General features: G+C 73.0%; 24 protein-coding genes and 1 pseudogene. 13 read left to right on the top strand and 12 right to left on the bottom strand.

Going from position 1 to position 22710, the window contains the following annotated elements:
• Positions 1-32 precede the first annotated feature (32 nt).
• Both ACWGO8_RS00645 and ACWGO8_RS00640 read right to left on the bottom strand, forming a co-directional pair.
• A complete protein-coding gene (locus tag ACWGO8_RS00645; RefSeq protein WP_452041239.1) occupies positions 33-704 on the bottom strand; it encodes a FadR/GntR family transcriptional regulator in 672 nt (223 codons plus the stop codon).
• A gap of 39 nt (positions 705-743) precedes the next feature.
• A complete protein-coding gene (locus ACWGO8_RS00640; protein WP_452041238.1) occupies positions 744-2315 on the bottom strand; it encodes a DNA-3-methyladenine glycosylase 2 family protein in 1572 nt (523 codons plus the stop codon).
• Between the two features lie 115 nt (positions 2316-2430).
• On the opposite strand from ACWGO8_RS00640, the gene ACWGO8_RS00635 reads away from it, so the two are divergent.
• The 7 genes and pseudogenes from ACWGO8_RS00635 (at position 2431) to ACWGO8_RS00605 (ending at position 9849) form a co-directional block, all read left to right on the top strand.
• Complete coding sequence (locus tag ACWGO8_RS00635) at positions 2431-3828, top strand: FAD-binding oxidoreductase (RefSeq protein ID WP_452041237.1); 1398 nt, start codon at positions 2431-2433, stop codon at positions 3826-3828.
• A gap of 25 nt (positions 3829-3853) precedes the next feature.
• Positions 3854-5017: a PrsW family intramembrane metalloprotease gene (locus tag ACWGO8_RS00630; RefSeq protein WP_452041236.1), complete on the top strand. Its 1164-nt coding sequence runs from the start codon at positions 3854-3856 to the stop codon at positions 5015-5017.
• A 74-nt stretch (positions 5018-5091) separates the two neighbouring features.
• The gene (locus tag ACWGO8_RS00625; RefSeq protein WP_452041235.1) at positions 5092-6390 is read left to right on the top strand and encodes a GAF domain-containing protein; all 1299 of its coding nucleotides are present in this window, start codon (positions 5092-5094) and stop codon (positions 6388-6390) included.
• 107 nt (positions 6391-6497) lie between these two features.
• Positions 6498-8021, top strand: a complete 1524-nt coding sequence (gene exaC, locus ACWGO8_RS00620) for an acetaldehyde dehydrogenase ExaC (protein WP_452041234.1) — start codon at positions 6498-6500, stop codon at positions 8019-8021.
• Positions 8022-8034: 13 nt separating this feature from the next.
• Positions 8035-8449: pseudogene (locus ACWGO8_RS00615) on the top strand (DUF779 domain-containing protein).
• A 163-nt stretch (positions 8450-8612) separates the two neighbouring features.
• Positions 8613-8984, top strand: a complete 372-nt coding sequence (locus ACWGO8_RS00610; RefSeq protein WP_376956987.1) for an FKBP-type peptidyl-prolyl cis-trans isomerase — start codon at positions 8613-8615, stop codon at positions 8982-8984.
• Between the two features lie 145 nt (positions 8985-9129).
• Positions 9130-9849 carry a lysoplasmalogenase gene (locus ACWGO8_RS00605; RefSeq protein WP_452041233.1) on the top strand — a complete coding sequence of 240 codons (720 nt, stop codon included), beginning with the start codon at positions 9130-9132 and terminating at the stop codon, positions 9847-9849.
• Here the strand turns inward: ACWGO8_RS00605 and ACWGO8_RS00600 are convergent.
• Together ACWGO8_RS00600 and ACWGO8_RS00595 are read right to left on the bottom strand one after the other, a co-directional pair.
• Positions 9764-10060, bottom strand: coding sequence for a protealysin inhibitor emfourin (locus ACWGO8_RS00600; RefSeq protein ID WP_376956983.1), 297 nt, complete (start codon positions 10058-10060; stop codon positions 9764-9766). The two genes, ACWGO8_RS00605 and ACWGO8_RS00600, sit on opposite strands and share 86 nt — an antisense overlap.
• 64 nt (positions 10061-10124) lie before the next feature.
• Positions 10125-11249, bottom strand: a complete 1125-nt coding sequence (locus ACWGO8_RS00595) for a M4 family metallopeptidase (RefSeq protein ID WP_452041232.1) — start codon at positions 11247-11249, stop codon at positions 10125-10127.
• Between the two features lie 114 nt (positions 11250-11363).
• On the opposite strand from ACWGO8_RS00595, the gene ACWGO8_RS00590 reads away from it, so the two are divergent.
• Positions 11364-12209 (top strand): CPBP family glutamic-type intramembrane protease, encoded by an 846-nt coding sequence (locus ACWGO8_RS00590; RefSeq protein ID WP_452041231.1) that lies wholly within the window; start codon positions 11364-11366, stop codon positions 12207-12209.
• Between the two features lie 132 nt (positions 12210-12341).
• Here the strand turns inward: ACWGO8_RS00590 and ACWGO8_RS00585 are convergent, their stop codons facing one another.
• The 5 genes from ACWGO8_RS00585 to ACWGO8_RS00565 all read right to left on the bottom strand — a co-directional run bounded on the left by ACWGO8_RS00585 (position 12342) and on the right by ACWGO8_RS00565 (position 16457).
• Complete coding sequence (locus tag ACWGO8_RS00585) at positions 12342-13745, bottom strand: DUF222 domain-containing protein (RefSeq protein WP_452041230.1); 1404 nt, start codon at positions 13743-13745, stop codon at positions 12342-12344.
• A 102-nt stretch (positions 13746-13847) separates the two neighbouring features.
• Positions 13848-14312, bottom strand: a complete 465-nt coding sequence (locus ACWGO8_RS00580; RefSeq protein WP_452041229.1) for a hypothetical protein — start codon at positions 14310-14312, stop codon at positions 13848-13850.
• Between the two features lie 73 nt (positions 14313-14385).
• Complete coding sequence (locus ACWGO8_RS00575; protein ID WP_452041228.1) at positions 14386-14835, bottom strand: CHRD domain-containing protein; 450 nt, start codon at positions 14833-14835, stop codon at positions 14386-14388.
• A gap of 87 nt (positions 14836-14922) precedes the next feature.
• Positions 14923-15288 (bottom strand): DUF488 domain-containing protein, encoded by a 366-nt coding sequence (locus ACWGO8_RS00570; protein ID WP_452041227.1) that lies wholly within the window; start codon positions 15286-15288, stop codon positions 14923-14925.
• A 35-nt stretch (positions 15289-15323) separates the two neighbouring features.
• Positions 15324-16457 carry an NAD(P)-binding domain-containing protein gene (locus ACWGO8_RS00565; protein WP_452041226.1) on the bottom strand — a complete coding sequence of 378 codons (1134 nt, stop codon included), beginning with the start codon at positions 16455-16457 and terminating at the stop codon, positions 15324-15326.
• 89 nt (positions 16458-16546) lie between these two features.
• On the opposite strand from ACWGO8_RS00565, the gene ACWGO8_RS00560 reads away from it, so the two are divergent.
• A complete protein-coding gene (locus ACWGO8_RS00560) occupies positions 16547-17512 on the top strand; it encodes an NAD(P)-dependent alcohol dehydrogenase (protein WP_452041225.1) in 966 nt (321 codons plus the stop codon).
• A gap of 12 nt (positions 17513-17524) precedes the next feature.
• Here ACWGO8_RS00560 and ACWGO8_RS00555 read toward each other — a convergent pair whose 3' ends face one another.
• Complete coding sequence (locus ACWGO8_RS00555) at positions 17525-18397, bottom strand: hypothetical protein (protein ID WP_452041224.1); 873 nt, start codon at positions 18395-18397, stop codon at positions 17525-17527.
• A gap of 217 nt (positions 18398-18614) precedes the next feature.
• Between ACWGO8_RS00555 and rpsO the strand changes: the two genes are divergently transcribed.
• The gene (rpsO, locus tag ACWGO8_RS00550; protein WP_130351110.1) at positions 18615-18884 is read left to right on the top strand and encodes a 30S ribosomal protein S15; all 270 of its coding nucleotides are present in this window, start codon (positions 18615-18617) and stop codon (positions 18882-18884) included.
• A gap of 137 nt (positions 18885-19021) precedes the next feature.
• Here rpsO and ACWGO8_RS00545 read toward each other — a convergent pair whose 3' ends face one another.
• Positions 19022-19570 carry a CGNR zinc finger domain-containing protein gene (locus tag ACWGO8_RS00545; RefSeq protein WP_452041223.1) on the bottom strand — a complete coding sequence of 183 codons (549 nt, stop codon included), beginning with the start codon at positions 19568-19570 and terminating at the stop codon, positions 19022-19024.
• A 94-nt stretch (positions 19571-19664) separates the two neighbouring features.
• On the opposite strand from ACWGO8_RS00545, the gene ACWGO8_RS00540 reads away from it, so the two are divergent.
• Genes ACWGO8_RS00540 through ACWGO8_RS00530 form a run of 3 tightly spaced genes read left to right on the top strand, consistent with a single transcriptional unit; the run spans position 19665 to position 22193 of the window.
• The gene (locus tag ACWGO8_RS00540; RefSeq protein ID WP_452041222.1) at positions 19665-20675 is read left to right on the top strand and encodes an EamA family transporter; all 1011 of its coding nucleotides are present in this window, start codon (positions 19665-19667) and stop codon (positions 20673-20675) included.
• A 10-nt stretch (positions 20676-20685) separates the two neighbouring features.
• Positions 20686-21573, top strand: coding sequence for an LLM class flavin-dependent oxidoreductase (locus ACWGO8_RS00535; RefSeq protein WP_452041221.1), 888 nt, complete (start codon positions 20686-20688; stop codon positions 21571-21573).
• Between the two features lie 17 nt (positions 21574-21590).
• Positions 21591-22193, top strand: coding sequence for a hypothetical protein (locus tag ACWGO8_RS00530; protein WP_452041220.1), 603 nt, complete (start codon positions 21591-21593; stop codon positions 22191-22193).
• Between the two features lie 8 nt (positions 22194-22201).
• Here the strand turns inward: ACWGO8_RS00530 and trxA are convergent, their stop codons facing one another.
• Positions 22202-22600 carry a thioredoxin gene (gene trxA / locus ACWGO8_RS00525; protein ID WP_452041219.1) on the bottom strand — a complete coding sequence of 133 codons (399 nt, stop codon included), beginning with the start codon at positions 22598-22600 and terminating at the stop codon, positions 22202-22204.
• Positions 22601-22710: the final 110 nt, after the last annotated feature.

The following is a 22710-nucleotide window of genomic DNA, read 5'->3' as shown; positions in this document are numbered from 1 at the left end:
GGGCACACCTGCGTGTCAGGCGAGGCGCGCGCTCAGAGGGCGCTGCGGAGCCACTGCTCCACGCCCGACACGTGCACGACGGTCAGCGCGGAGGCGAGGTCGGCGTCGCCGGCCGAGATCGCGTCGAGGATGGCGTGGTGCTCCTGCAGGGTGCGGCCGACGGCGTTCTCCTGGGTGATGCCGCGCCAGATGCGCGCCCGCACGGTGTGGCTCGACAGCGAGTCGATGAGGCTCGCGAGATAGGTGTTGCCGGTCGCCTCGGCGATGCCGCGGTGGAACTCGAGGTCGTGCTCGACGAGGCTCTCGACGTCGGCGGCCTGGTCGACGCTCGCGACGACCTCGCGCAGCTGAGCGACGGCCTCCTCGTCGGCGTTGCGGGCCGCGAGGCCGGATGCCGCGGGCTCGAGGATGCGGCGCACGGCGAAGATCTCCAGCACCGACTGGTCGTCGTGCAGGTCGACCACGAACGACATCGCCTCGAGCAGCAGGCGCGGCTCGAGGCTCGTGACGTAGGTGCCGTCACCACGCCGCACGTCGAGCACGCGGATGACCTCCAGCGCCTTCACGGCCTCGCGCAGCGACGACCGGGAGAGCCCGAGCCGCTCGCTGAGCTCCTTCTCGGGCGGGAGCCGATCGCCGGGGGCGAGGTCGCCCGCGATGATCATCTCCTTGATGCGCAGGATCGCTTCGTCGGTGACCGCCATTCCGGCATCGTAGCGCGAACGGGCGCAGACATCGGACGTCTAGGGCGCGGCGCGCCAGAGGTGCATCGACGCGTAGCTGCGCCACGGCGCCCAGCGCGCACCCTCGACCGCGAGCGCGGCCGCATCGGACGGCAGCCCGAGCGCGGCGGCGCCGTAGCGCAGCACGAGGTCGCTCGTGAGCAGGACGTCGGGTGCGCGGGTGACGCGCATCGACACGTACCCCGCGGTCCACGGCCCGATGCCCGGCACTGCGAGGAGGTCGCGCGCGAGCTCCTCGCGCTCACGGTCGGCCGACACCACGAGGTCGCCGTGCTCGAGCCGGCGGGCGACGTCGACGATCGTGCGGATGCGCGCGGCGGGGCCGCGGAGCACGCGCTCGCCCTCCTCGGCGATCGCCGCCGTCGTGGGGAAGAGCACCGACGGTCCGTCGCCGCCGACGTGCTCGCCGAGCTCGGCGGCGAGGCGCGCGAGCGCCGTGCGCGCGGCCTTCACCGAGACCTGCTGTCCGATGAGCGCCCGGAAGACGAGCTCGTGCGGATCGAGGCATCCGGGCACGCGGATGCCGGGGACGGCGGCGACGGATGCCGCGAGGCGCGGGTCGGCCGCGAGGGCCTCGTCGATCGCCACGGCGTCGGCGTCGAGGTCGAACAGTCGTCGCACGCGGGCGACGAGCGGCGGCAGGTCGGCTAGCGTCGCGAGGCGCGCCTCGACGTCGATCGAGGGGGCGTCGACGTCGCCGCCGGACTCGAACCGCACGAGCGCCGGCCCGCCGGGGAGCCGGAGTGTGCGCCGGTAGTGCAGCGCGCCCGCCTCCTCGACGCCGTCGAGCGCGCGCGTGCCGAGCCAGGTGAACACGCCCGCCGCGTCGAAGGGCGCCCTGGCGGGCAGCCGCAGTCGCACGAGTCCTCCGTGCGGTTCGGCCTCGGCGTCGGGCACCCAGCCCGGGGCGGCCCCGCCGCCGCCGCCGGCGTGCGCGACGGGCGCCGCGAGCCCGCGATCGCGAAGCCGCGCGGTCGCCCGGAGCTCGAGCGGGCTGCGCTCGTACACCGCGCGGATCGTGTCGTTGAACTGGCGGATGCTGCCGAACCCCGACGCGAACGCGACATCGGCGACGGGCAATGACGTGGACGTGAGCAGTGCGCGCGCCGTCTGCGCCCGGTGCGCCCGCGAGAGCGCGAGGGGCCCGGCGCCGAGCTCGGCGGTGAGCACGCGGGTGAGGTGGCGCGGCGTGTAGCCGAGGCGCGCGGCGAGGCCCGGCACGCCCTCGCGCTCGACCACGCCGTCGGCGATGAGCCGCATGGCCCGCGCGGCGAGGTCGTCGCGCAGGTCCCACTCGGGGGAGCCGGGGACCGCGTCGGGCAGGCAGCGCTTGCAGGCGCGCAGCCCCGCCTCGTGCGCCGCGGCGGCGGTGAGGTAGAAGCTCACGTTCGTGGCCTTGGGGGAGACCGCCGGGCAGCTCGGCCGGCAGTAGATGCCGGTCGAGTGCACGCCCGTGATGAACTGGCCGTCGAATCGCGCGTCGCGGGCGCGCATGGCGCGGTACCGCTCGGCGAACACGGGGTCGGCGAGGGGATCGGCGGGCCGCCTGGTGGTGGCGTTCGGCGGGGTCATGCGTCCAGCCTCGCACGCGGCACCGACATCGACCAGCGGGAATCGGACATGGCCTCCGAGGCGCGATGGAGCCCCGCCGACACGGCCGGCCGGGCGCAGCGGCTAGCGTGGTCGGATGCCGACCGACGTGCTCGCCCGCCTCCAGGACGCCCTCGGGGCATCCGTCATCACCGACCCCGCCGTGCTCGACGCGACGCGCGAGGACAAGTCGGGCTGGCGCAGCGCGACCCCGCCGCTGGCGGTCGTGGACGCGGCATCCGTCGACGACGTGCAGGCCGTCATGCGCCTCGCGCACGCCACCGGCACGCCCGTCGTGCCGCGCGGCGCCGGCACGGGCCTCGCGGGCGGGGCGCTCGCGAGCCCGGGTGCGATCGTGCTCGACCTGACGCGCATGAACCGGATCCTCGAGGTCTCGGAGGCCGACGAGCTCGCCGTCGTCGAGCCGGGCGTGCTCAACGGCGACCTCAACGCCGCGCTCGCACCGCTCGGACTCTGGTTCGCGCCCGATCCGGCGAGCCGCGCGATCTCGTCGATCGGCGGCAACATCGCGACGAACGCCGGCGGGCTCCTGTGCGCGAAGTACGGCGTCACGCGCGAGGCCGTGCTCGGGCTGGCCGTCGTGCTCGCCGACGGACGCCTGCTGCGCACCGGGCACCGCACCGTGAAGGGCGTCACCGGCTACGACCTCACGGCGCTCATGGTCGGCTCCGAGGGCACGCTCGGCGTCATCGTCGAGGCGACGCTGCGGCTGCGGCCAATGACGCCCGGCGATGTCGTGACGGTCGCGGGGGTGTTCCCCGACGTCGAGGCGGCCGCCGCGGCATCCGCCGCCGTCACCGCCGCGCGCATCAGGCCCGCCGTGCTCGAGCTCATCGATGCGGCCGGCCTCGCCCGGGTCGCGGCGCACCTCGGACCCGAGGAGCTCGCGGGCACGCCCCTCGAGTCGCTCGCGCCCGGCGAGGCGTTCCTGGTCGCGCAGAGCGACGGCGGGGCGTCCGTGGCCGAAGCGGCCCGCATCGGCGAGGCCTTCGCCGGCGCCGGCGGCCGGGTCACGGTGTCGACGGATGCCGCGACGGGCGAGCGGCTCCTCGCGATCCGCCGCTCGATGCACCCGGCGCTCGCCGCGTCGGGGCAGGTGCTCATCGAGGACGTCGCCGTGCCGCGCTCGCGCCTGCCCGAGATGTTCCGCGCGATCGAGGAGATCGGCCGGCGCCACGGCGTGGAGATCCCGACGCTCGCGCACGCAGGCGACGGCAACCTCCACCCGAACTTCGTGTTCACCGGTGACGAAGTGCCTGCGCACGTGTGGGCGGCGGCCGACGAGATGTTCCGCGCGGCGGTCGCGCTCGGCGGCACGCTCACGGGCGAGCACGGCGTCGGCATCCTGAAGCGGCGCTGGCTCGCCGACGAGCTGGGCGAGGACTCGTTCGAGCTGCAGCGGGGGATCAAGGCGCTGTTCGACCCGACCGGCATCCTCAACCCGGGCGTCATGTTCGAGGCATCCGCCCGCTGACGCACCCGCTCGATATGCTGCGCGAGTGAGCACCGTGCCGCTGCAGCCTCCGCCGCCGAACCCGTCGCCCGCGCCGCCGCTGTGGTCCGCGCCGCCGCCCAAGGGGCGCAGCGGGGGCATCGCGTTCGCCGTCACCGGCATCGTGATCGCCGGGTCGGTCGGGCTGCTCGTGGTCGGCTACCTCGCCCTCGCGCTCGGGGTGCCGACCGTCGCACTCGGCGCGGCGCTCGCGCTGCTGCCGCTCGCGGTCGTCCTGCTGACCATCCGGTGGGTCGACCGCTGGGAGCCCGAGCCGCGGTGGGCGCTGTGGTTCGCGTTCCTCTGGGGCGCCGCCGTCTCGGTCGCCTTCGCCCTCGTCGTCGACCTCGGCATCCAGCTCGCCGTCGCGTACGCCGAGTCGGGCGCGACGCTCGACGAGGCGATGCAGGCCGTCGTGCAGGCGCCCATCGTCGAGGAGACGGCGAAGGGCATCGGCGTGCTGCTCATCTTCGCCTTCTCGCGGTCGCACTTCGACGGTCCGGTCGACGGGCTCGTCTACGGCGCGACGGTCGCCGCCGGGTTCGCGTTCACCGAGAACATCCTCTACTTCGGAGCCGCGCTCATCGAGGGCGGCGCGGAGGAGCTCGGCGCGACCTTCGTGGTTCGCGGCATCTTCTCGCCGTTCGCGCACGTGCTGTTCACCGCCTGCACGGGCATCGCCATCGGCATCGGCGCCCGACGCGGCGGCGGCGCGGGCGTGATCGGCTGGTTCCTCCTCGGCCTGACCGGCGCGATCCTGCTGCACGCGCTCTGGAACGGCTCGCTCGCGTTCGCCGACGACGCGATCGGCCTCTACTTCACCGTGCAGGTGCCGATCTTCATCGGCTTCATCCTCGTGACCGTGTTCCTCCGGCGCGAGGAGGTCAGGGTCACGCGCACACGACTCGCCGAGTACGGCGCGGCCGGCTGGTTCAGCCCGGCCGAGGTGCAGATGCTCGCCACGCCGGCAGGGCGGCGGCAGGCGCGGGCGTGGGCGAGGCGGCAGACGCCGCCGCGCACCGCCGAGATGCGGCGGTTGATCACGGATGCCACGCACCTGGCGTTCACGCGCCAGCGGCTCGTCACCGGGCGGTCGGGGCTCCGCTCGTCGGTCGACGAGGATGCTCTCCTGCGCGCCGTCATGGCGGATCGCGCGGCGCTGCTGCGCTGACCGCGCGCCCCGATGCCGCCCGGGTGCCGCGACTAGGATGACGGCATCCGGAATCGACGGCGATCGGAGACGGCATGCCCGTGCCGCGGCATCCGCAGGGCTACGACCTGCACGACCTGCGCGACCGTCTGCTGCGCGCCCAGGAGACGGCGATCGCCACGGGCACCGTGCCGCCCACCCTCCGCCCCGTCGTGCGCGAGTCCTGGGAGCGGGCCCTCCGCGGGCAGATCGACCCCGACCATGCGCTCCCGCGCGTCGACCTCGACGAGGACGAGTTCCGCGAGTACCGCGCCTCGCACGCGCTCGCGCCCGTGCTGCCCGTCATCCGTCGGCTGCTCGTCGACGGCGCCGACGATGCGGGCCTCGTGGTCGCAGTGGGCGACGAGCACGGTCGGCTGCTCTGGGTCGAGGGCGACCCCGGACTCCGCCGACGCGCCGAGGACATGCTGTTCATCGCCGGCGCGGACTGGTCGGAGGCGAGCGTCGGCACGAGCGCGCCGGGCACGGCCCTGCAGCTCGACCGCGCCGTGCAGATCCGAGGCGCCGAGCACTACAACCGGATCGTGCACCCGTGGAGCTGCACCGCGGCGCCGGTGCACGACCCGGCCAGCGGCGAGATCCTCGGCGTCATCGACATCACGGGCACCGACCACGCCGTCGCGCCGCACACCCTCTCGCTCGTGCAGGCGACGGTCGCCGCCGTCGAGGCGGAGCTGCGGATCGCGAGCCTCGAGTCCACCGTACGCGCGACGCTGCGCCGCTCGCGCATGACCGCCGTGCCGGCACCGCGTCCGACGCGCACGCCGCTCACGGTGCTCGGCGAGCGTCGTCCGCGCCTCGGCGCCGTGGAGCTGAGCCCGCGGCACGCCGAGATCCTCACGCTCCTGGCGTGGCATCCGCGCGGCCTCGGCGCCGAGCGTCTCGCGAGCCTCGTCTACGAGAGCGAGGCGTCACCCGTCACGCTCCGCGCCGAGCTCGTGCGTCTCCGTCGCGTGCTCGAGGGCGCGGGGGAGCCGCCGCTCGAGTCGCGTCCCTACCGCCTCGGACGCGAGGTCGACCTCGACGCGGCATCCGTGGCGAAGCTGCTCGCGCAGGGTTCGCTGAAGCGCGCCGCCGAGCGCTACGCGGGCCCCGTGCTGCCCGCCTCGACGGCGCCCGGCATCGTCGAGCTGCGGGACGAGCTCGCCGGACGACTGCGCGAGTCGATGCTGTCGGATGCCTCGCCCGAGGTGCTCGCCGCCTACGCCGAGCGCGACGAGTGCCGCTACGACGCCGAGGTCTGGCGGGCGCTCCTCGAGGTGCTGCCGCCGCGCTCGCCGCGACGTGCCTCGGTCGTCGCGCACCTCGAGCGCATCGAGGCCGCATTGCGCTGAGCCCGTTGCAACGTCCTTGCAACCCTGGGGCAACGGGGCGGCAACCCGCGCGCGCCTAGCGTGGCAGCGCCCGCTTCGGGCACAGACGACGACGTCGAGGAGACACGATGACCGTGTACGCCGCGCCCGGCACCACCGGCGCACTGATCGAGTTCAAGCCGCGCTACGAGCACTTCATCGGCGGCGAGTGGGTGAAGCCCGCCGAGGGCGCCTACTTCGAGAACATCTCGCCCGTGAACGGCAAGCCGTTCACCGAGGTCGCCCGCGGCACGGCCGCGGACATCGACGCGGCACTGGATGCCGCGCACAAGGCCGCGCCCGCGTGGGGCCGCACGAGCGCCGCGCATCGCGCCGGCATCCTGAACGCCATCGCCGACCGCATCGACCGGCACCGCGAACTGCTCGCGGTGGCCGAGACGTGGGACAACGGCAAGTCCGTGCGGGAGCCGCTGAACGCCGACCTGCCGCTCGCGAGCGACCACTTCCGCTACTTCGCGAGCCTCATCCGGGCGCAGGAGGGCAGCTTCACGCAGCTCGACGAGGACACCGTCGCGTACCACTTCCAGGAGCCGCTCGGCGTGGTCGGGCAGATCATCCCGTGGAACTTCCCGCTGCTGATGGCCGTGTGGAAGCTCGCGCCGGCGCTCGCCGCGGGCAACGCCGTCGTGCTGAAGCCGGCCGAGCAGACGCCGACGTCGATCCTCGTGCTCGTCGAGCTCATCGCCGACCTGCTTCCGGCCGGCGTCCTCAACGTCGTGAACGGCTTCGGCGTCGAGGCCGGCAAGCCGCTCGCGTCGTCGAACCGCATCCGCAAGATCGCGTTCACGGGCGAGACGACGACCGGCCGGCTCATCCTGCAGTACGCGTCGAACAACATCATCCCGTCGACCGTGGAGCTCGGCGGCAAGAGCCCGAACATCGTGTTCGAGTCGGTCGCCGACCGCCGCGACTCGTTCTACGACAAGGCGCTCGAGGGCTTCAGCCTGTTCGCGTTCAACCAGGGCGAGGTCTGCACCTGCCCGAGCCGCTCGCTGATCCAGAAGTCGATCTACGACACCTTCCTCGACGACGCGATCGAGCGCACCAAGCTGGCGAAGCAGGGCAACCCGCTCGACACCGAGACGCAGGTCGGCGCGCAGGCCTCGAACGACCAGCTCGAGAAGATCCTGAGCTACATCGACATCGGCAAGCAGGAGGGCGCGAAGCTGCTGCTCGGCGGCGAGCGCGTCGACCTCGGCGGCGACCTCAGCGAGGGCTACTACGTCGCGCCGACGATCTTCGAGGGCCAGAACCGCATGCGGCTCTTCCAGGAGGAGATCTTCGGGCCGGTCGTCGCGGTCACGAGCTTCCGCGACTACGACGACGCGATCTCGATCGCGAACGACACGCTCTACGGGCTCGGCGCCGGCGTCTGGAGCCGCAACGGCAACGAGGCGTACCGCGCCGGCCGCGACATCCAGGCCGGTCGCGTGTGGGTGAACAACTACCACGCGTACCCTGCGGGCGCGGCGTTCGGCGGCTACAAGTCCTCGGGCATCGGCCGCGAGAACAACAAGCAGGCCCTCGACCACTACCAGCAGACGAAGAACCTCCTCGTCAGCTACAGCGAGAACCCGCTCGGGTTCTTCTGATCGGAGCGGACCGATGTCCCTGGCACGCCTGGCCCACGGGGTCGTCGCGTCCGTCACGATCGGTGGGGAGTCGTCGCCGCGGGTGGAGCTGTCACCCGCGGCGGCGATGCTCCTCGACCGGCTCTGGGCGAAGCACGGCCCCTCATGTTCCACCAGTCGGGCGGATGCTGCGACGGCAGCGCCCCGATGTGCTACCCCGCGGGGGAGTTCCTCACCGGCGACGCCGACGTGCTCCTCGGCGAGCTCGACCTCGGGCCCGACGCCGACGGACCCCGGGTGGCGCCGTTCTGGATGAGCGCCGAGCAGTTCGCCACTGGCGGCACACGTACCTCGTCGTGGACGTCGTGCCCGTCCGGGGAAGCGGGTTCTCGGTCGAGGCGCCGGAGGGCGTGCGCTTCCTGATCCGCTCCCGGCTCATGGATCGCTGATGGCCCCCGTGCACAAGGAAACTCGCCGCCTTGTGGTGTGGCAATGCCGACATCTCTACCGGGCGACGAGTTCTCCGGATTCCAGCGTGCAGGCTGTTCGCAGTCAGCGCAAGAGGAGGGTGGACGGTTGTCCGCGACGGCCGTCTCCAGTTGGATGGAACGCATGACTGACACCAACAGCAAGCCCGAGGTCGACGCCCCCGAGGGCCCGGCCCCCGTCGAGCTCGTCATCGAGGACATCGTCGTCGGCGACGGCCCCGAGGCCACCCCGGGCTCGACCGTCGATGTGCACTACCTCGGCGTCGAGTACGACACCGGCGACGAGTTCGACTCGTCGTGGAGCCGCGGGCAGTCCATCAACTTCCCGCTGCAGGCCCTCATCGCCGGCTGGCAGGAGGGCATCCCGGGGATGCGGGTCGGCGGTCGTCGCCAGCTCATCGTGCCCCCGCAGAAGGCCTACGGCCCCGCGGGCGGCGGCCACCAGCTGAGCGGCAAGACCCTGATCTTCGTGATCGACCTGCTCGGCGTGAGCTGAGCTCCAGCGAACCGGGCGGAGGCCGGCGGGCGACGTTCCCGCCGGCCTCCGCCATGCCCGGCGCGGCTCGTGGCGGGCCTCGGCGCAACTGCCCGGCCGACGCCCGTTACGATCGGGGGGACCCGACCCCGAGAGGCACGACGACGTGACCGATTCCCGCCCCGATTCCGGCGACCGCCGCCGGCTCCTGCCGGCCTTCCTGCCCTACCTCGTGCTGTCGGCGGTGCACCTCGTCCTCCTCTCCACCGGGCCCGCGTGGGCGGTCACCGCGACGAAGGCGCTCCTGATGCCGCTGCTCGCGCTCGCGGTGGTCATGGTCGCCCGGCCGCTGCGCGGCCGGACGATCGGCCTCCTGCTCCTGGCGATCGCGCTGTCGTGGGGCGGCGACGTCGCACTGTCGTTCCCGGGCCAGCTGCTCTTCGTCGTCGGGCTGTGCCTGTTCCTCCTCGGGCACGGGGCGTACATCGCGCTGTTCCTCCGGCTGCGTCCGCGCGGTCGGCGCCTGCCCGTGTGGACGCTCGTCTACGTCGCCTGGTACGCCGCGTTCCTCGCGCTGCTCGGACCCGACCTCGGCGTGCTGTTCGTGCCCGTCGCGATCTACGGGCTCGTGCTCGGCGCGATGGCGGCGCTCGCCGGCGGGATCGGCGGGGTCATCGCGCTCGGCGGTGCGCTGTTCGTCGTGTCCGATTCGGTGCTCGCCCTCGGGCGGTTCCTGCCGGGCTACGAGTTCGCGCTGCACGACCTCACGGTGATGTCGACCTACCTCGCCGCGCAGGGCCTCATCGCGCTCGGCGTGGTGCGGCTCTCCGCTCCGGCTCCGTCGTCTCCTGCACCCGGTCGACCAGCTTCCGCCACGGCCCGGTGAGCTGGCGCTCGGCGAGCGTCGCCTCGTGCGGCGCGCATCGGATCCGGTAGACGAAGCGGTCGGGCTCGGGCGGCACGGGCGGGGGCTGGCTCCAGGGGATCTCCTCGATGAGGAGGTACCAGTCGTCGGCGTCGGGCTGCTCGTCGACGCGCACCTCCCACGTGAGCCGCAGGCCCGCCAGGCCGCCGCTCCGCGACACGATGACGTCCATGCCGCGATCGTACTCCCGGCGCCGCCGAGCCGACCCGGCCGTGAAGCCGACACTGCCGTGCGGGTCACGACGTGGGCGGCACCTCGATGCCGACGCTCTCCCACCCGTTCGCGACGGCCCGCGCCTCGCGCGAGGTGCGCCCGTAGCGCTCGCGCGCCGCGCGAACCGTCTCGGTCGCGAACGTCGCGAAGTCGGTGTCGGGCTCCAGCCGACCCGACGTGAGCACGTCGTACCAGATACGACCCACCGTCTCCCACGCGAAGCCGCCGAGCTCGATGGCCGCGAGCGCGAAGGCGCGGTTGGGGATGCCCGAGTTGAGGTGCACCCCGCCGTTGTCCTCGTCGGTCTCGATGTATCGATCGAAGTGGTCGGGTTGGGGGTCGCGTCCGAGCACGTCGTCGTCGTACGCGGTGCCGGGCTCCTTCATGGAGCGGATGGCGCGACCCTCGACGGCGTCGGTGAACACGCCCTCGCCGATGAGCCACGTCGCGGACGCGGCATCCTGCCCCATCGCGTACTGCTCGACGAGCGCGCCGAACACGTCGGAGACGTGCTCGTTGAGCGCGCCCGACTGGCCCTGGTAGCGCAGGCGGGCGGTGCGCTCGGTGACGCCGTGCGCGAGCTCGTGCCCGATGACGCTGATCGACTCAGTGAAGCCGCGGAACACGTCGCCGTCGCCGTCGCCGAACACCATGCGCTCGCCGTCCCAGAAGGCGTTGTCGTAGCGGTCGCCGTAGTGCACGGTCGCCTCGAGCGGCATGCCGGCGTCGTCGATCGAGTCACGGGCGAAGACGCGCGCGAACATCTCGAAGGTGTCGCCGAGCCCGTCGTACGCCTGGTTCACCGCGGTGTCGGCGCTCGGCGGCTGGCCCTCGCGGCGAACGAGCCGGCCGGGCAGCTTGTCGTCGCCCTCCGCGTCGGAGATGCGCCGGTCGGGCTGCGGTGCGGTGCCGGGCGCCGCGGCGGGTCGCTCGTCGCGCACGGGGCGCTCGGGTCCCATGAACGACGGCAGCTCGCCGGCCACGCGGAACTCGCGCAGCGGCGCATCGCGGAGCAGCGAACGCCGGGCGGCGTCGGCGGCGTCCGCATAGGCGGGATCGTCGGTTCGTGCGATGCGCGCCAGCAGGTAGGGCGGCACGATGGCCGCGTGGGCCGACGGATGGGGGTAGGGCCGGGGCATCCGTGTCATGCACCCGATCGTGCCACGTCGGGCCGACACGCGCGCCCGCACTCGCCGCGTGCGACACGCCGCGGCGCGGGGCCGCCACTTGCCCCGGGAAACACCGCTTGCGAAGCTGGAACAGTGACCGCCGCTCCCGTCGCCGCCCCGACCGAGGTGCGCACGCATCCGATCGGCCTCGTGCCCGCGGTGCTGGTGTGCGGCGCAGCGGTGCTGCTGTTCGGGTTCCTGCTCCCGCTCGCCGGGTACGCGATGCTCCTCGCCGGCCTCGTCGCGGCGTGGTTGACCGACCGCTCAGGGCGCACGAGCCGGCTCCTGCCCGACCTCTTCCTCATCGCGCTCGGGCAGGCGATCATCTCGACGATCTCGCTCGAGGCCGACATCAGCTACCCCGCGATGCTGCGCTTCGCCGTGGTGCTCGGCGCCGCGGTGGCCGTGCCCTACGTGATCTCGCGGTACTGGTACGGCGACCGGGTCATCCGCTTCCCGTGGCGCGCCGGCCGCCGCTGGACCCGCACCCAGTGGATCTACCTCGTCGCGGTGACGGTGACCGGCTGGCTCGTCCTGCCGTTCTACTTCATCACTTCGGGCGTGTACCACAACTGGCCGACGGTGACGGAGCCCGACGAGATCGCTCGCCTGTTCGTCGGCGTCAACGCGGTGGGCACGTGGGACGAGCTGTTCTTCATCTGCACGGTGTTCGCGCTGCTGCGACGCCACTTCCCGACCTGGCAGGCGAACCTGCTGCAGACAGTCGTGTTCGTGTCGTTCCTGTGGGAGCTCGGCTACCAGTCGTGGGGTCCGCTCCTGACCATCCCGTTCGCCCTGGTCCAGGGCTACACGTTCAAGCTCACGAAGTCGCTCACGTACGTGCTGGTCGTGCACCTCATCTTCGACGCGGTCGTCTTCTGCGTCATCGTCTACGCGCACACCGGCTGGCCGGCGATCTTCCCGCTCGTGCCGTCCTGATCGAGGCGGGCGAAGCGGGCGCGACGGGCGAGCGGATGCCGCGATGCGCCGGATCCTGCGGAGCACTCGGCGCACGGCGTCAGACGGCGCACTTCGTCAGAACCGCGCACTGCGTCAGAACCGCGCACTGTGTCAGAACGGCACCGGCTCGTAGCGATCGAGGATGGCCTGCCACTCGTCGTCGAAGGACCGGAGCGGGTCGGGCGGGATCGGCGGCTCGATCGGGGTTTCGCCGGTCTCGGGGTCGGAGCCTGGTGGCGCGACGCCCTCGCCGACTCCCACCGGAATGAACGGCCGCTCGGGCAGCGTTCGCAGCACGTGACCCGCGGGGGAGGTCCAGCGCATCACGCCGCCGGGCTCCTGCAGCACCCGCCACCGGCTCTCGTGCTTCAGGTGATGGTGGCCTTCGCAGAGCGCGGCGAGGTTGGTCGCGGAGGTCGCGCCGCCGCGCGCGAAGGCCGTCGTGTGGTCGAGATCGGCGTGCGTGGCGGGCCGCGGGCAGCCCGGGAATCGGCACTGCCCGTCGCGGAAGCGCACGAGCCCCGCGAGATCGGACGGAACGCGATAGCGCTCACGCCCGTAGCTCAACACGGCGCCGGTCTCGGGGTGCACCAGGATGCGACGCATCCATGGCGCGTGCGCGGTGAGCAGGCGGGCGGTCTCGGGGTCGATCGGGCCGTACCCCTCGAGCTCGGCGGGCTCGTCGTCGAGCCCGAGCAGGGTGAGCACCGGCACGGTCACGTTGATGCGCGGCACCACCATGCCGGTTGCGGCGGCGGTATGACGCGCGCCTTCGTCGTCGGGGAGCACGCCGCACAGCAGCAGGTCGGCCGCGATGTCGAGCGCACGTTGCAGCGACGTGCGGACGTCGCCGGCCACGCCAGGACCCGCCGTGAGCGAGGTCAGGCGCGCGTCGATCGCGACGGCCCGCTCGGCCTCGAGGTGCAGGCTCAGCCACGCCATGCCGTCGGGGGCGGGATCGAGGCACACGCGCCGACCGTCGGCGGCCCGTTCTCGTCGTTCGGCCAGCGGCTCGGGATGCAGTCGCTCGCGCACGCGCCGCATTCGCCGTCGCACCTCGGCGTTCGTCGACACGATGCCCCCCGTCGCCGCGGCGGAGGCCGCGTCGAGGGCGACCTGCTCGACCGCATCGGCGATCTCGCCGGGAAGATCCTGCGTGAGTTCGAGCACCGACCGCACCTGCGTGAGCGCGAGCTCGCCGGTCGTCAATGCATCGAGCGTCGCGTGGCGCGGGCCGGTGAGCCGCTCGGCCTCGCCGACGAGACGAGCAGCGGATGCCTCGTGACAGCCGAGCGTCGTCGCCAGCTCGGCGGCGAAGGAACGCTTCGCCATCTCGCGCTCACGTGGACTGCTCGATTCGGTCACGCGCTCGACGTCGGCCGCGAGCTCGCGAGCCCGCTGGATGCACCGGTACTGCCCCGCCTGGAGCTGTCGGATCGCCGTCTCGAACGTGGAGATCGCCGCCAGCTCCGCCTCGAGCGCCGCTTCGTGCGAGAGGTCGAGGCTGGCTGGCATGGTTCCATCCAAGCAGGACCCACCGACATCGCTTGGACGCCACGAACCGCAGGTCAAGTGCGAAATCCGAACAATGTGCCGCATTCCACGCGCGAGTGCAGACTATGTCGACGCGCGCACCCGCCGCGCGCTCCGCACCGCCAAGACCGCGAGCGCGACCGATGCGGCCACCGCCGCGGCGCACAGCACCCACTCGAGCACTCCCGGCGGCTCGGGCGGCGTCTCGTACGCCGCGCCCGACCCGTCGAGGTAGACGGTCGCCGTCGAGCCGATCTCGAGGTCCTCGCTGCGCAGGTCGGTGAGGGCGCCGTCGGGGAGTTCGACCGTCACGACGCGGACGGTCTCCGTGCGGTTCCCCCGCCGGTCGGCGACCATCAGCTGCTCGCTGTGCTCGTCGACGACGGTGGCCTGGAGCGGCGTGTACGACGCGAACGCGCGGGACGAGGTCTCGACGATCATGACGACCGCGACCACGGCGAACACGACGGCCGCGATCGCGAGCACGGCGGCGGTGACCGCGGGCGGCGGGTATCCGGCGCGGTCGTCGCTTCGTCGGTCGTCGGTCATCGTTGGGGGCGACCTCCCGGTCAATCGCGATCCCGACCACGCGAAGGGCGTGAGGCGGCGGCGCTGGCCGGCGCTACTTCAGCTGCCCCCGGATCTCCCCGGGCATGTTGTTCGCGTTGTGCACGTTCACGTAATAGGCGCTCGGGTTCGCCGCGATCGCGTCGAGCAGCGCCTCGTCGTTGACGGTCGTGCATCCGCTGACCGAGAAGTCGGTCGCATTCGGTACGCCCAGCGGGATGACGACCGGACCCGGGGTGTTGCGCGGGGCGACGTGCACGTGGGCGGCCGTCGCCGGCGCGGAGAGTCCGTTCACGACGAGCGTGTAGCAGAACTGGTTGAGGTCGTCGTCGATCTCGTAACTGAACGAGCCGTGCGCGCCGAAGTTGTTCGGCCTCGGCGACTCCTGTCCGCCGGTCAGCGGGATGGCGGGTGCGGCTTGGGCAGCGCCGGCGCCGGCGAAGGTGATCGCGGCGGCGACGGCGAGCGTCAGTGCCGCGGTCCGAGCATGCCGATGGGTGATCATGATGATTGCTCGCTTCCTCGGGTTTCTCGGCACGCTACGCCGACGCCCGAGCGCCTGCAAGAGCCCCGCCCCGCGGCATCCGCGCCCCTACGACTCGACGGATGCCCCGTGCGCCGCGAGCCACTCGAGCAGCACGCTCACGTGGTTGACCTGCTCATCGCGCGCGGCGAACACGAGGGTCACGCGATCGTGCTCGCGGCCAGTCTCGAGCAGCTCCTGTGCGGCCGGACTCGCGTCGAGCTCCGCGCGGTACTGCGCCGCGAACTCGTCGAACCGCTCGCGATGGTGATGCCACTCGGTGCGCAGCTCGGGCGAGGGTGCGACGTCCTTGTCCCACTCGTCGAGCTCCGCGCGCTCCTTCTTCACCCCGCGCGGCCAGAGGCGGTCGACGAGCACCCGATAGCCGTCGGATGCCTCGGCCGGCTCGTACACGCGCTTCATCGTGAACGCCATGCCGCCAGTCTGCTCCCGACGGGGCGGGGCGGCAATCAGGCCGCGGAGGCGGCGACTTCCGCTTCGACTCCGTCGCTGCGCGTCTTCTCCGCCATCACGATCTGCTGCACCGCCGCGCGCCCGGCGCGGTTCGCGCCGACCGTCGACTGGGATGGCCCGTAGCCGATGAGGAACAGGCGCGGTTCGTCGAGCGATCGCGTGTCGGCGACGCGGAAGCCGCCCTCGGGGGTGCGCAGCCGGAGCGGCGCGAGATGGTCGAGCGCCGGGCGGAACCCGGTCGCCCAGAGGATGACGTCGGCCTCGATGAAGGAGCCGTCGGGCATGCGCACGCCGTCCTCCTCGATCGCCGCGAACATCGGATGCCGCACCAGCACGCCCCGGGCCTGGGCGGCGCGCGCCCACGGGGTCCAGTGCATCCCGGTGACGGCGATGACGCTGCCCGGCGGCAGGCCCCGACGGACGCGTTCCTCGACGCCCGCGATCGCCGCGCTGCGGGCGGCGAGGTCGAAGTCCTCCTCCACCCACTCGGGCTCGCGCCGCGTCATCCAGACGGTCTCGGCGACGTGCGAGATCTCGTCGAGCAGCTGCACGGCCGAGATGCCGGCGCCCACGATGACGACGCGCTTGCCCGCGAACTCCTCGGTGGAGACGTAGTCGGCCACGTGCAGCTGTCGCCCGCGGAAGCGCTCGATGCCGGGGTAGTACGGACGGAACGGGCGGGTCCAGGTGCCGGTCGCGTTGATGACGTACCGCGCGGCCCACGTGCCCCGGTCGGTCTCGACGAGGAGGCGCCCGTCGGGGTCGTCGTCGGCGCGGCGCACCGCGCGCACCGAGACCGGACGCTGCACGTCGAGGTCGAAGCGCCGCTCGTACTCGGCGAAGTACGGCGGCAGCGCGTCGCGGCTCGACATGGCGGGGTCGGCAGGCGGCACCGGGAACCCGGGCAGCTCGTGGATGCCGTTGACGGTGGCCATGCGCAGCGAGGCCCACCGGTGCTGCCAGGCACCGCCGGGGGCCGTGTTCGCGTCGAGGACCACGAACGTCCGGTCGGCCGACGTCTCGCGCGTCACGGGCACGAAGCCGCGGCGCCGCAGGTGGTGCGCGGCGGAGAGTCCTGCCTGCCCCGCGCCGATCACGGCGACGTCCACCTCGATCACATCCACATGCATCGGAACCGGCGCGAGGTCGCCGGTATTCCGCGAGAGACAGGCGACAGGCCCGTGCCGCGAGGGCGTGGCCGCCTCGATAGGCTCGCGGCATGCGGGCGGTGCGGTACGAGCGGTACGGCGGCCCCGAGCGCCTGCGGCTCGTCGACGCGCCGACCCCCGAGGCCGGTCCGGGCCAGGTGCTCGTGCGCGTGCACGCGGCAGCCGTGAACTCGTGGGACTGGGACCTGCTGCGCGGGCGGCCGCTGTTCGCCCGCATGGGCGGCCCGTTCCGGCCGCGAATGCGCGTGCTCGGCGCCGACGTCGCGGGCGAGGTGGTCGCCGTCGGCGACGGCACGACGGGATTCGCCGTCGGCGACCGCGTGCACGGCGACCTGTCGGGCGCGGGCTGGGGCGGGTTCGCCGAGTTCGTCGCCGCCGATGCGACGGCGTTCCGGCGCATCCCCGACGGCATCGGCTTCGTCGACGCCGCGGCGCTGCCCCAGGCGGGCGGGCTCGCTGTCCAGGGCCTCGCGCTCGCCGAGGTCGCCGTCGGCGACCGCGTGCTCGTGAACGGCGCGGGCGGGGGAGCGGGCACGCTCGCCGTGCAGCTCGCGCACCGCGCCGGCGCGATCGTCACGGCGGTCGACCGCGCCGACAAGCTCGCCATGCTGACCGGCCTCGGCGCCACGCAGGCGATCGACCTCGCGGATGCCGCGGCGGCCGCGCCGCCCGACGGCGGCTACGACGTCATCATCGAGCTCGTCGCCCAGCGTCGCCTGCGCGACTACCAGGCGATGCTCGCACCGGGCGGGCGGTTCGTCATCGTCGGTGGTCGGATGGGCATCATCCTCACGACCTTCGCCTTCGGCTCGCGGCTCGGGCGCGACGGGCGGTCGTACCGGGTGCTGGCGGCGAAGCCGAACGAGGGCCTCGAGGAGCTCGACGCCCGCGTCCTGGCGGGCGAGGTGCATCCGGTGATCGATGCCGTGCTGCCCCTGGCCGAGGTGCCCGAGGCGCTGCGCCGCATCGGCGCCGGCGAGGTGCACGGCAAGCTCGTCATCGACACGACGGCCTGAGCGGCGGACTTCCTAGCCCGGCGTGCGCCGCACGTCGAAGGTGCCGTCGGCGTGCCAGTCGACCGTCAGCAGGTCGGTGCTCGACGTGTCGCCCGAGATGCCGTCGCCGTCGAGGTCGGCGTCCGTGCCGAGGTTCGCCGGGATCGACGCGTGCAGGCGCATGCCCTCGTCGAGCACGTCGCGGATCGGGCGGCAGTTCCACACCATGCCGCTCGCGTCGAGCCGCACGATCAGGCATGCCGTGGTGTAGTCGGTCGTGGCCGCGTACACGCTCACGCCGGGGATCGGGCCGTCGGCCGACGCGACGAGACGCGCGACCCGCGCATCGGGGAAGACCTCCCGCAGCCACGTGGGCAGCGAGCCGGGGTCGCGGGACGGGTCCCGGAAGACCTCCATCGCCGGGGCGCTGTAGAGCGTCTCGTCGGCGAGCATCTCCGACGCCGTGGGCGCGGGCGTGAACGCGAGCTCGAGCACCGGTGCCCGGCCCGCCGCGCGGACGGCCCAGAGCCCGCCGGCGACGAGGGCCGCGCCCGCGGCGAGCCCGACGACCGCAGCGACGATCGTCGCCGTGGCGGGCCGCCGCCGCCGCGCCGGCGCGGCATTCGTCGAGCCCGGCCGGATATCGGCCCCGCCCGGCCCGTCCGGACCGACCGGACCACCCGCACCGCCCGCGGCCGCCTGTTGGTCGACCGAAAGAGGCGACGGCACGCCCTCGCCCGCGGCGGCGCGCATGGCCCGGTCGGCCTGCAGCAGCATCCACTCGCTCTCGGAGACGACCAGCGTGACCCCGGTCTCGGGATCGAAGCGCTCGACGCGCGGCTCGTCGGCCCCGGCGCGGGAGTAGACTCGCGCCTCGAGCTCCGATCGTGCGTCGTCCAGAGCCACCTCGACCACCTGTTGCGAACGCTACACCGCCGTGCGAACGCCGTGGAGTCGCCAGAGTGGGGGACGAACGCGGCGGACGCGGCGGATACGGGGCCGTCCGCCGTGCGGCATCCGCTCTGGTAGACTCTTCAGGTTGCCGTCATGACGGCCGCGCATCAAGAGAGCCCAGGCAGAAGGCCCCGGGCAGCGCGCAACGAGGAGAAAGGGGATCCCATCTATGGCACTTGAAGCTGATGTCAAGAAGGCGATCATCGAAGAGTACGCGACGCACCCCGGTGACACTGGATCCCCCGAGGTCCAGATCGCGCTGCTCACCAAGCGCATCAAGGACCTCACGGAGCACCTCAAGGAGCACAAGCACGACCACCACTCGCGTCGTGGCCTGCTGCTCCTCGTCGGTCAGCGTCGTCGTCTGCTCGGCTACCTCGCCGACGTGGACATCAACCGCTACCGCTCGCTCATCGAGCGTCTCGGCCTGCGCCGCTAAGCGTCTCTCCAGACGCGGCTCTCGCTGATACCGCGAACTTCTTGCGAAGGCCCCCACCGTGCATGCATGGGCGGGGGCCTTCGTCATGCTCGGATGCCGCGGGCCGGATGCCGCGGGGTCGCCTGCCGCGACGCGGCCTACCCCGTGCTGCGCGCCCGGTACGCCCGCACGGCCATGCGGTTGCCGCACCGCGTCGAGCAGAACCGGCGGGAGCCGTTCTTCGAGAGGTCGAGGAAGATGCCCGTGCAGTCGTCGGCCGCGCACGCGCGCATGCGGTCGGTCTCGTCGGCGCGGATGACGTCGACGAGCGCCATCGCCGCCTCGACGAGGATGCGCTCGGCGAGCGGGGCGTCGAGCGACGTGGCGTGGATGTGCCAGTCGAGCGTGTCGTGCCGCACCAGGCGGGGGACCGCCCTCGACTCGGCGAGGATCGCGTTCACCTCGACCACCGCGGCGTCGCGGTCGAGCGCCCACAGCGCGCGCAGCCGCTCTCGCGCGGCGACCACCTCGGCGAGCTCGCGCTCGTCGCCGTCGCGGCGCCCGGAGTAGATCCACGCGTCGAGCAGGTCGTTCAGCTGTGCCGTCGTCGCGAGCTCGTCCTCGCCGGACTCGGAGGCCTCGGGCACCGTGTCGGCGAGCGCCGCGACGAAGTTCAACGCCGCGGTCGTGTCATCGGTGAAAATCATTTGACTCCTGACATCCGGCTCCGGTACTGTCATCAGCATAACGGCGTTCGCCCATGACAGCGCCGAAGTCGACGAACATTCCGGGGAGGCAGCCGTGCGCGCATCGCGTGGCCTGATCGGCATCGCACTCGGTCTCGCGGCGGGGCTCGCGTTCGGCGCCGGCGGCGTGTTCGTGAAGCCGCTCCTCGAGAGCGGATGGTCGCCGGGCGCCGCCGTCCTCGCGCGCATCACCGTGGCGGCCGTCCTGCTCGCGGTGCCCGGCCTCATCGCGCTCCGCTTCGACCTGCGTCCGCTCTGGCGCGCGCGCTGGACCGTGCTCGTCTTCGGCCTCGTCGCCGTCGCGGGCGTGCAGTTCGCGTTCTACGCGTCGCTCGAGCGCATCCCCGTGTCGACGACGCTCCTCATCGAGTACCTCGCGCCCATCGCGCTCGTGCTCTACGCCTGGGTCCGCACGCGACGGATGCCGCAGCGCATCGTGCTCGCCGGCTCGGCACTGGCGATCGCCGGGCTCGTGCTCGTCATCGGGCCCGGCGGGGGCTCGCTCGACCCGATCGGCCTCATCTTCGCCGCCATCGCCATGATCGGCGTCTGCGTCTACTACGCGGTCGGCGAGCGCGCCGCCGAGCAGCTGCCGCCGGTGGCGCTCATCGCAGCCGGCTTCGTCGTCGGCGCCGTCGCGCTCGCGCTCACCGGGCTGGTCGGCCTGCTTCCGATGGAGGCGACCTTCACCGACGTGCCGTTCCTGAACGGCACGGCGCCGTGGTGGGTGCCGCTCCTCACGGTCGGCGCGGTCTCGACCGCGTTCGCGTACGTGGCGGGCCTCGCCGCCATACGCATGCTCGGCGCGCGACTCGCGGCGTTCCTCGGCCTCTCCGAGGTCGTGTTCGCGGGCATCGTCGGCTGGATCCTGATCGGCGAGGCGCTCGGCCCGCTGCAGATCCTCGGCGGCCTGCTGATCCTCGGCGGCATCGTCTGCGTGCGCATGGAGCGCCCCGCGCCCGCGGCGGCGCGCGTGGTCGAGCTCGGCGGCGAACCCGTGCCGATCACGGCGTCGACCACCGTGCGCGCCGCCCCGACCTCCGCCGCGGCCGCCGACCCCCGCTAGGCTCGGGCCCATGCGGTTCGGCGTCGTCATCCTGCCCCAGTACGACTGGCCCGAGGCGGCGCGACGCTGGCGCGCAGCGGAGGACTACGGGTTCGACCACGCGTGGACCTACGACCACCTCGCGTGGCGCGGCCTCGCGGGGGAGCGCTGGCACGCCACCGTCCCGACGCTGACGGCGGCGGCGACCGTGACGACCCGCATCGGCCTCGGCACGTTCGTGGCGTCGCCGAACTACCGCCATCCCGTGCCGTTCGCGAAGGACATCGCCTCGGTCGACGACGTCTCGGGCGGGCGCGTGCTGCTCGGCCTCGGTTCCGGTGGCACCGGCTTCGACGCGTACGTGCTCGGCCAGTCCGAGCTCACCCCTCGCGAGCGGTTCGAGCGGTACGCCGAGTTCGTCGAGGGGCTCGACGTGCTCCTGCGTTTCGAGGCGCCCGGGTCGGGCGGCGTCTCGTTCGAGGGGTCCTGGTACACCGCGTCGAACGCGCGCATGGTCGGCGAGCCGTCGCAGCATCCGCGGATGCCGCTGCACCTCGCCGCGAACGGGCCGAAGGCGCTCGCGCTGGCCGCCCGCCTCGGCGACGGATGGGTCACCACGTCGCGCGGCGACGACGACGTCGAGGGATGGTGGCGCGAGGCCGGCGAGCTCTCGAAGCGGCTCGACGACGCGTGCGCGGCGATCGGGCGCGACCCGTCGACGATCGCGCGCACGCTCTCGCTCGACTCCGAGGCGTTCCACAGCCTCTCGAGCGTCGGCGTCTTCGAGGACGCCGTGGGCCGTGCGACCGAGCTCGGGTTCACCGACGTGGTCTCGCACTGGCCCCGCGAGCACGGCCTCTACGCCGCCGACGAGGCGGTGCTCGACGAGGTCGCGGCCCGGCTTCCCGGCCTGCGCTGACCGATAGCCTGAGGGGCATGCCCGCTCCGCGCTCGAAGCCCATGCTCGCCTGGGAGCCGCTCCCGTTCCTCGTGCTCGTCGGGCTGCTGCTGCTGACCGGGGTGATCCGCCCCGAGGGCCCGCCCTCGGTGTTCTGGCCGTACCTCGTGGTCATCGGCCTCGCGGTCGCGTGGCTCATCGTGTCGCTGGTGCGCGGGCTCCGGCGTACGAACCCCGACCGCTGGGGCGACCTCTCGACGCTCGAGGGGCTCGACGTGCTCGACGCGCCCCGACGCGACCGCGAGGTGCGGTCGGTCGTGCCGGTCGACGAGGCGAACCGGCACCAGCCCGCCATCGAGTTGGCACGGCTCTACGGCGGCGCCGAGCAGCACGCGGTGCTCGTGCCGCGCGCGAGCCGCTGGCTGAAGCGGCGCTACCGCATCGGCGTGCAGCTCGTGGGCGGCGACCGGCCGCGCCACGCCGGCTTCCTCGGCCGCGTCGCCGAGGACCGCTGGGTCGACCTGCTCGACGGGCTGCGCGAGCGCGGGACCTACGTGCGCGTCCCCGCGATCATCGTGGGCGCGTCACGTCCCTACGGCATCGACCTCGACCTCAGCGGGCTCGAGGGCCTCGACGCCTGACCTCCGGCTCAGGCCTCGGTCGCCTGCGAGGAGCCGACCGCCTGCTCGGTCTCGCGCTGCGCGAGCTCGGCGCGCACACGGTCCATGTCGAGCGCCCGCACCTGCGAGATGAGGTCGTCGAGCATCGGGCGGGGGAGTGCGCCGGCCTGGGCGAACACGCCGATGCCGTCCTTGAAGGCCATGATCGTCGGGATCGACGAGATGTTCATCGCGGCGGCGAGCTGCTGCTGGTCCTCGGTGTCGACCTTCGCGAAGACGAAGTCGGGGTTCGCCTCGGACGCCGCCTCGTAGTTCGGCGCGAACTGGCGGCACGGGCCGCACCACTCCGCCCAGAAGTCGACGAAGACGGTACCGCCCTCGAGGATGGTCTTCTCGAAGTCGTCAAGGGTGAGCGCCACGGTAGCCATGCGACCACCCTATGTCGGTCGGCCGGGGGATCGCCCGGTGTTCGCTGTGGGCGCCCGCACGCCACGAGTATCCTCGTGGCGTGGTCGCATTCGGAGGGGTGCTCGGTTCG

The sequence above is a fragment of the Agromyces sp. NPDC055661 genome (assembly GCF_053618135.1).
Note: the sequence above shows the minus strand (reverse complement) of the source record. Positions and strands in the feature narration are given on the sequence as shown.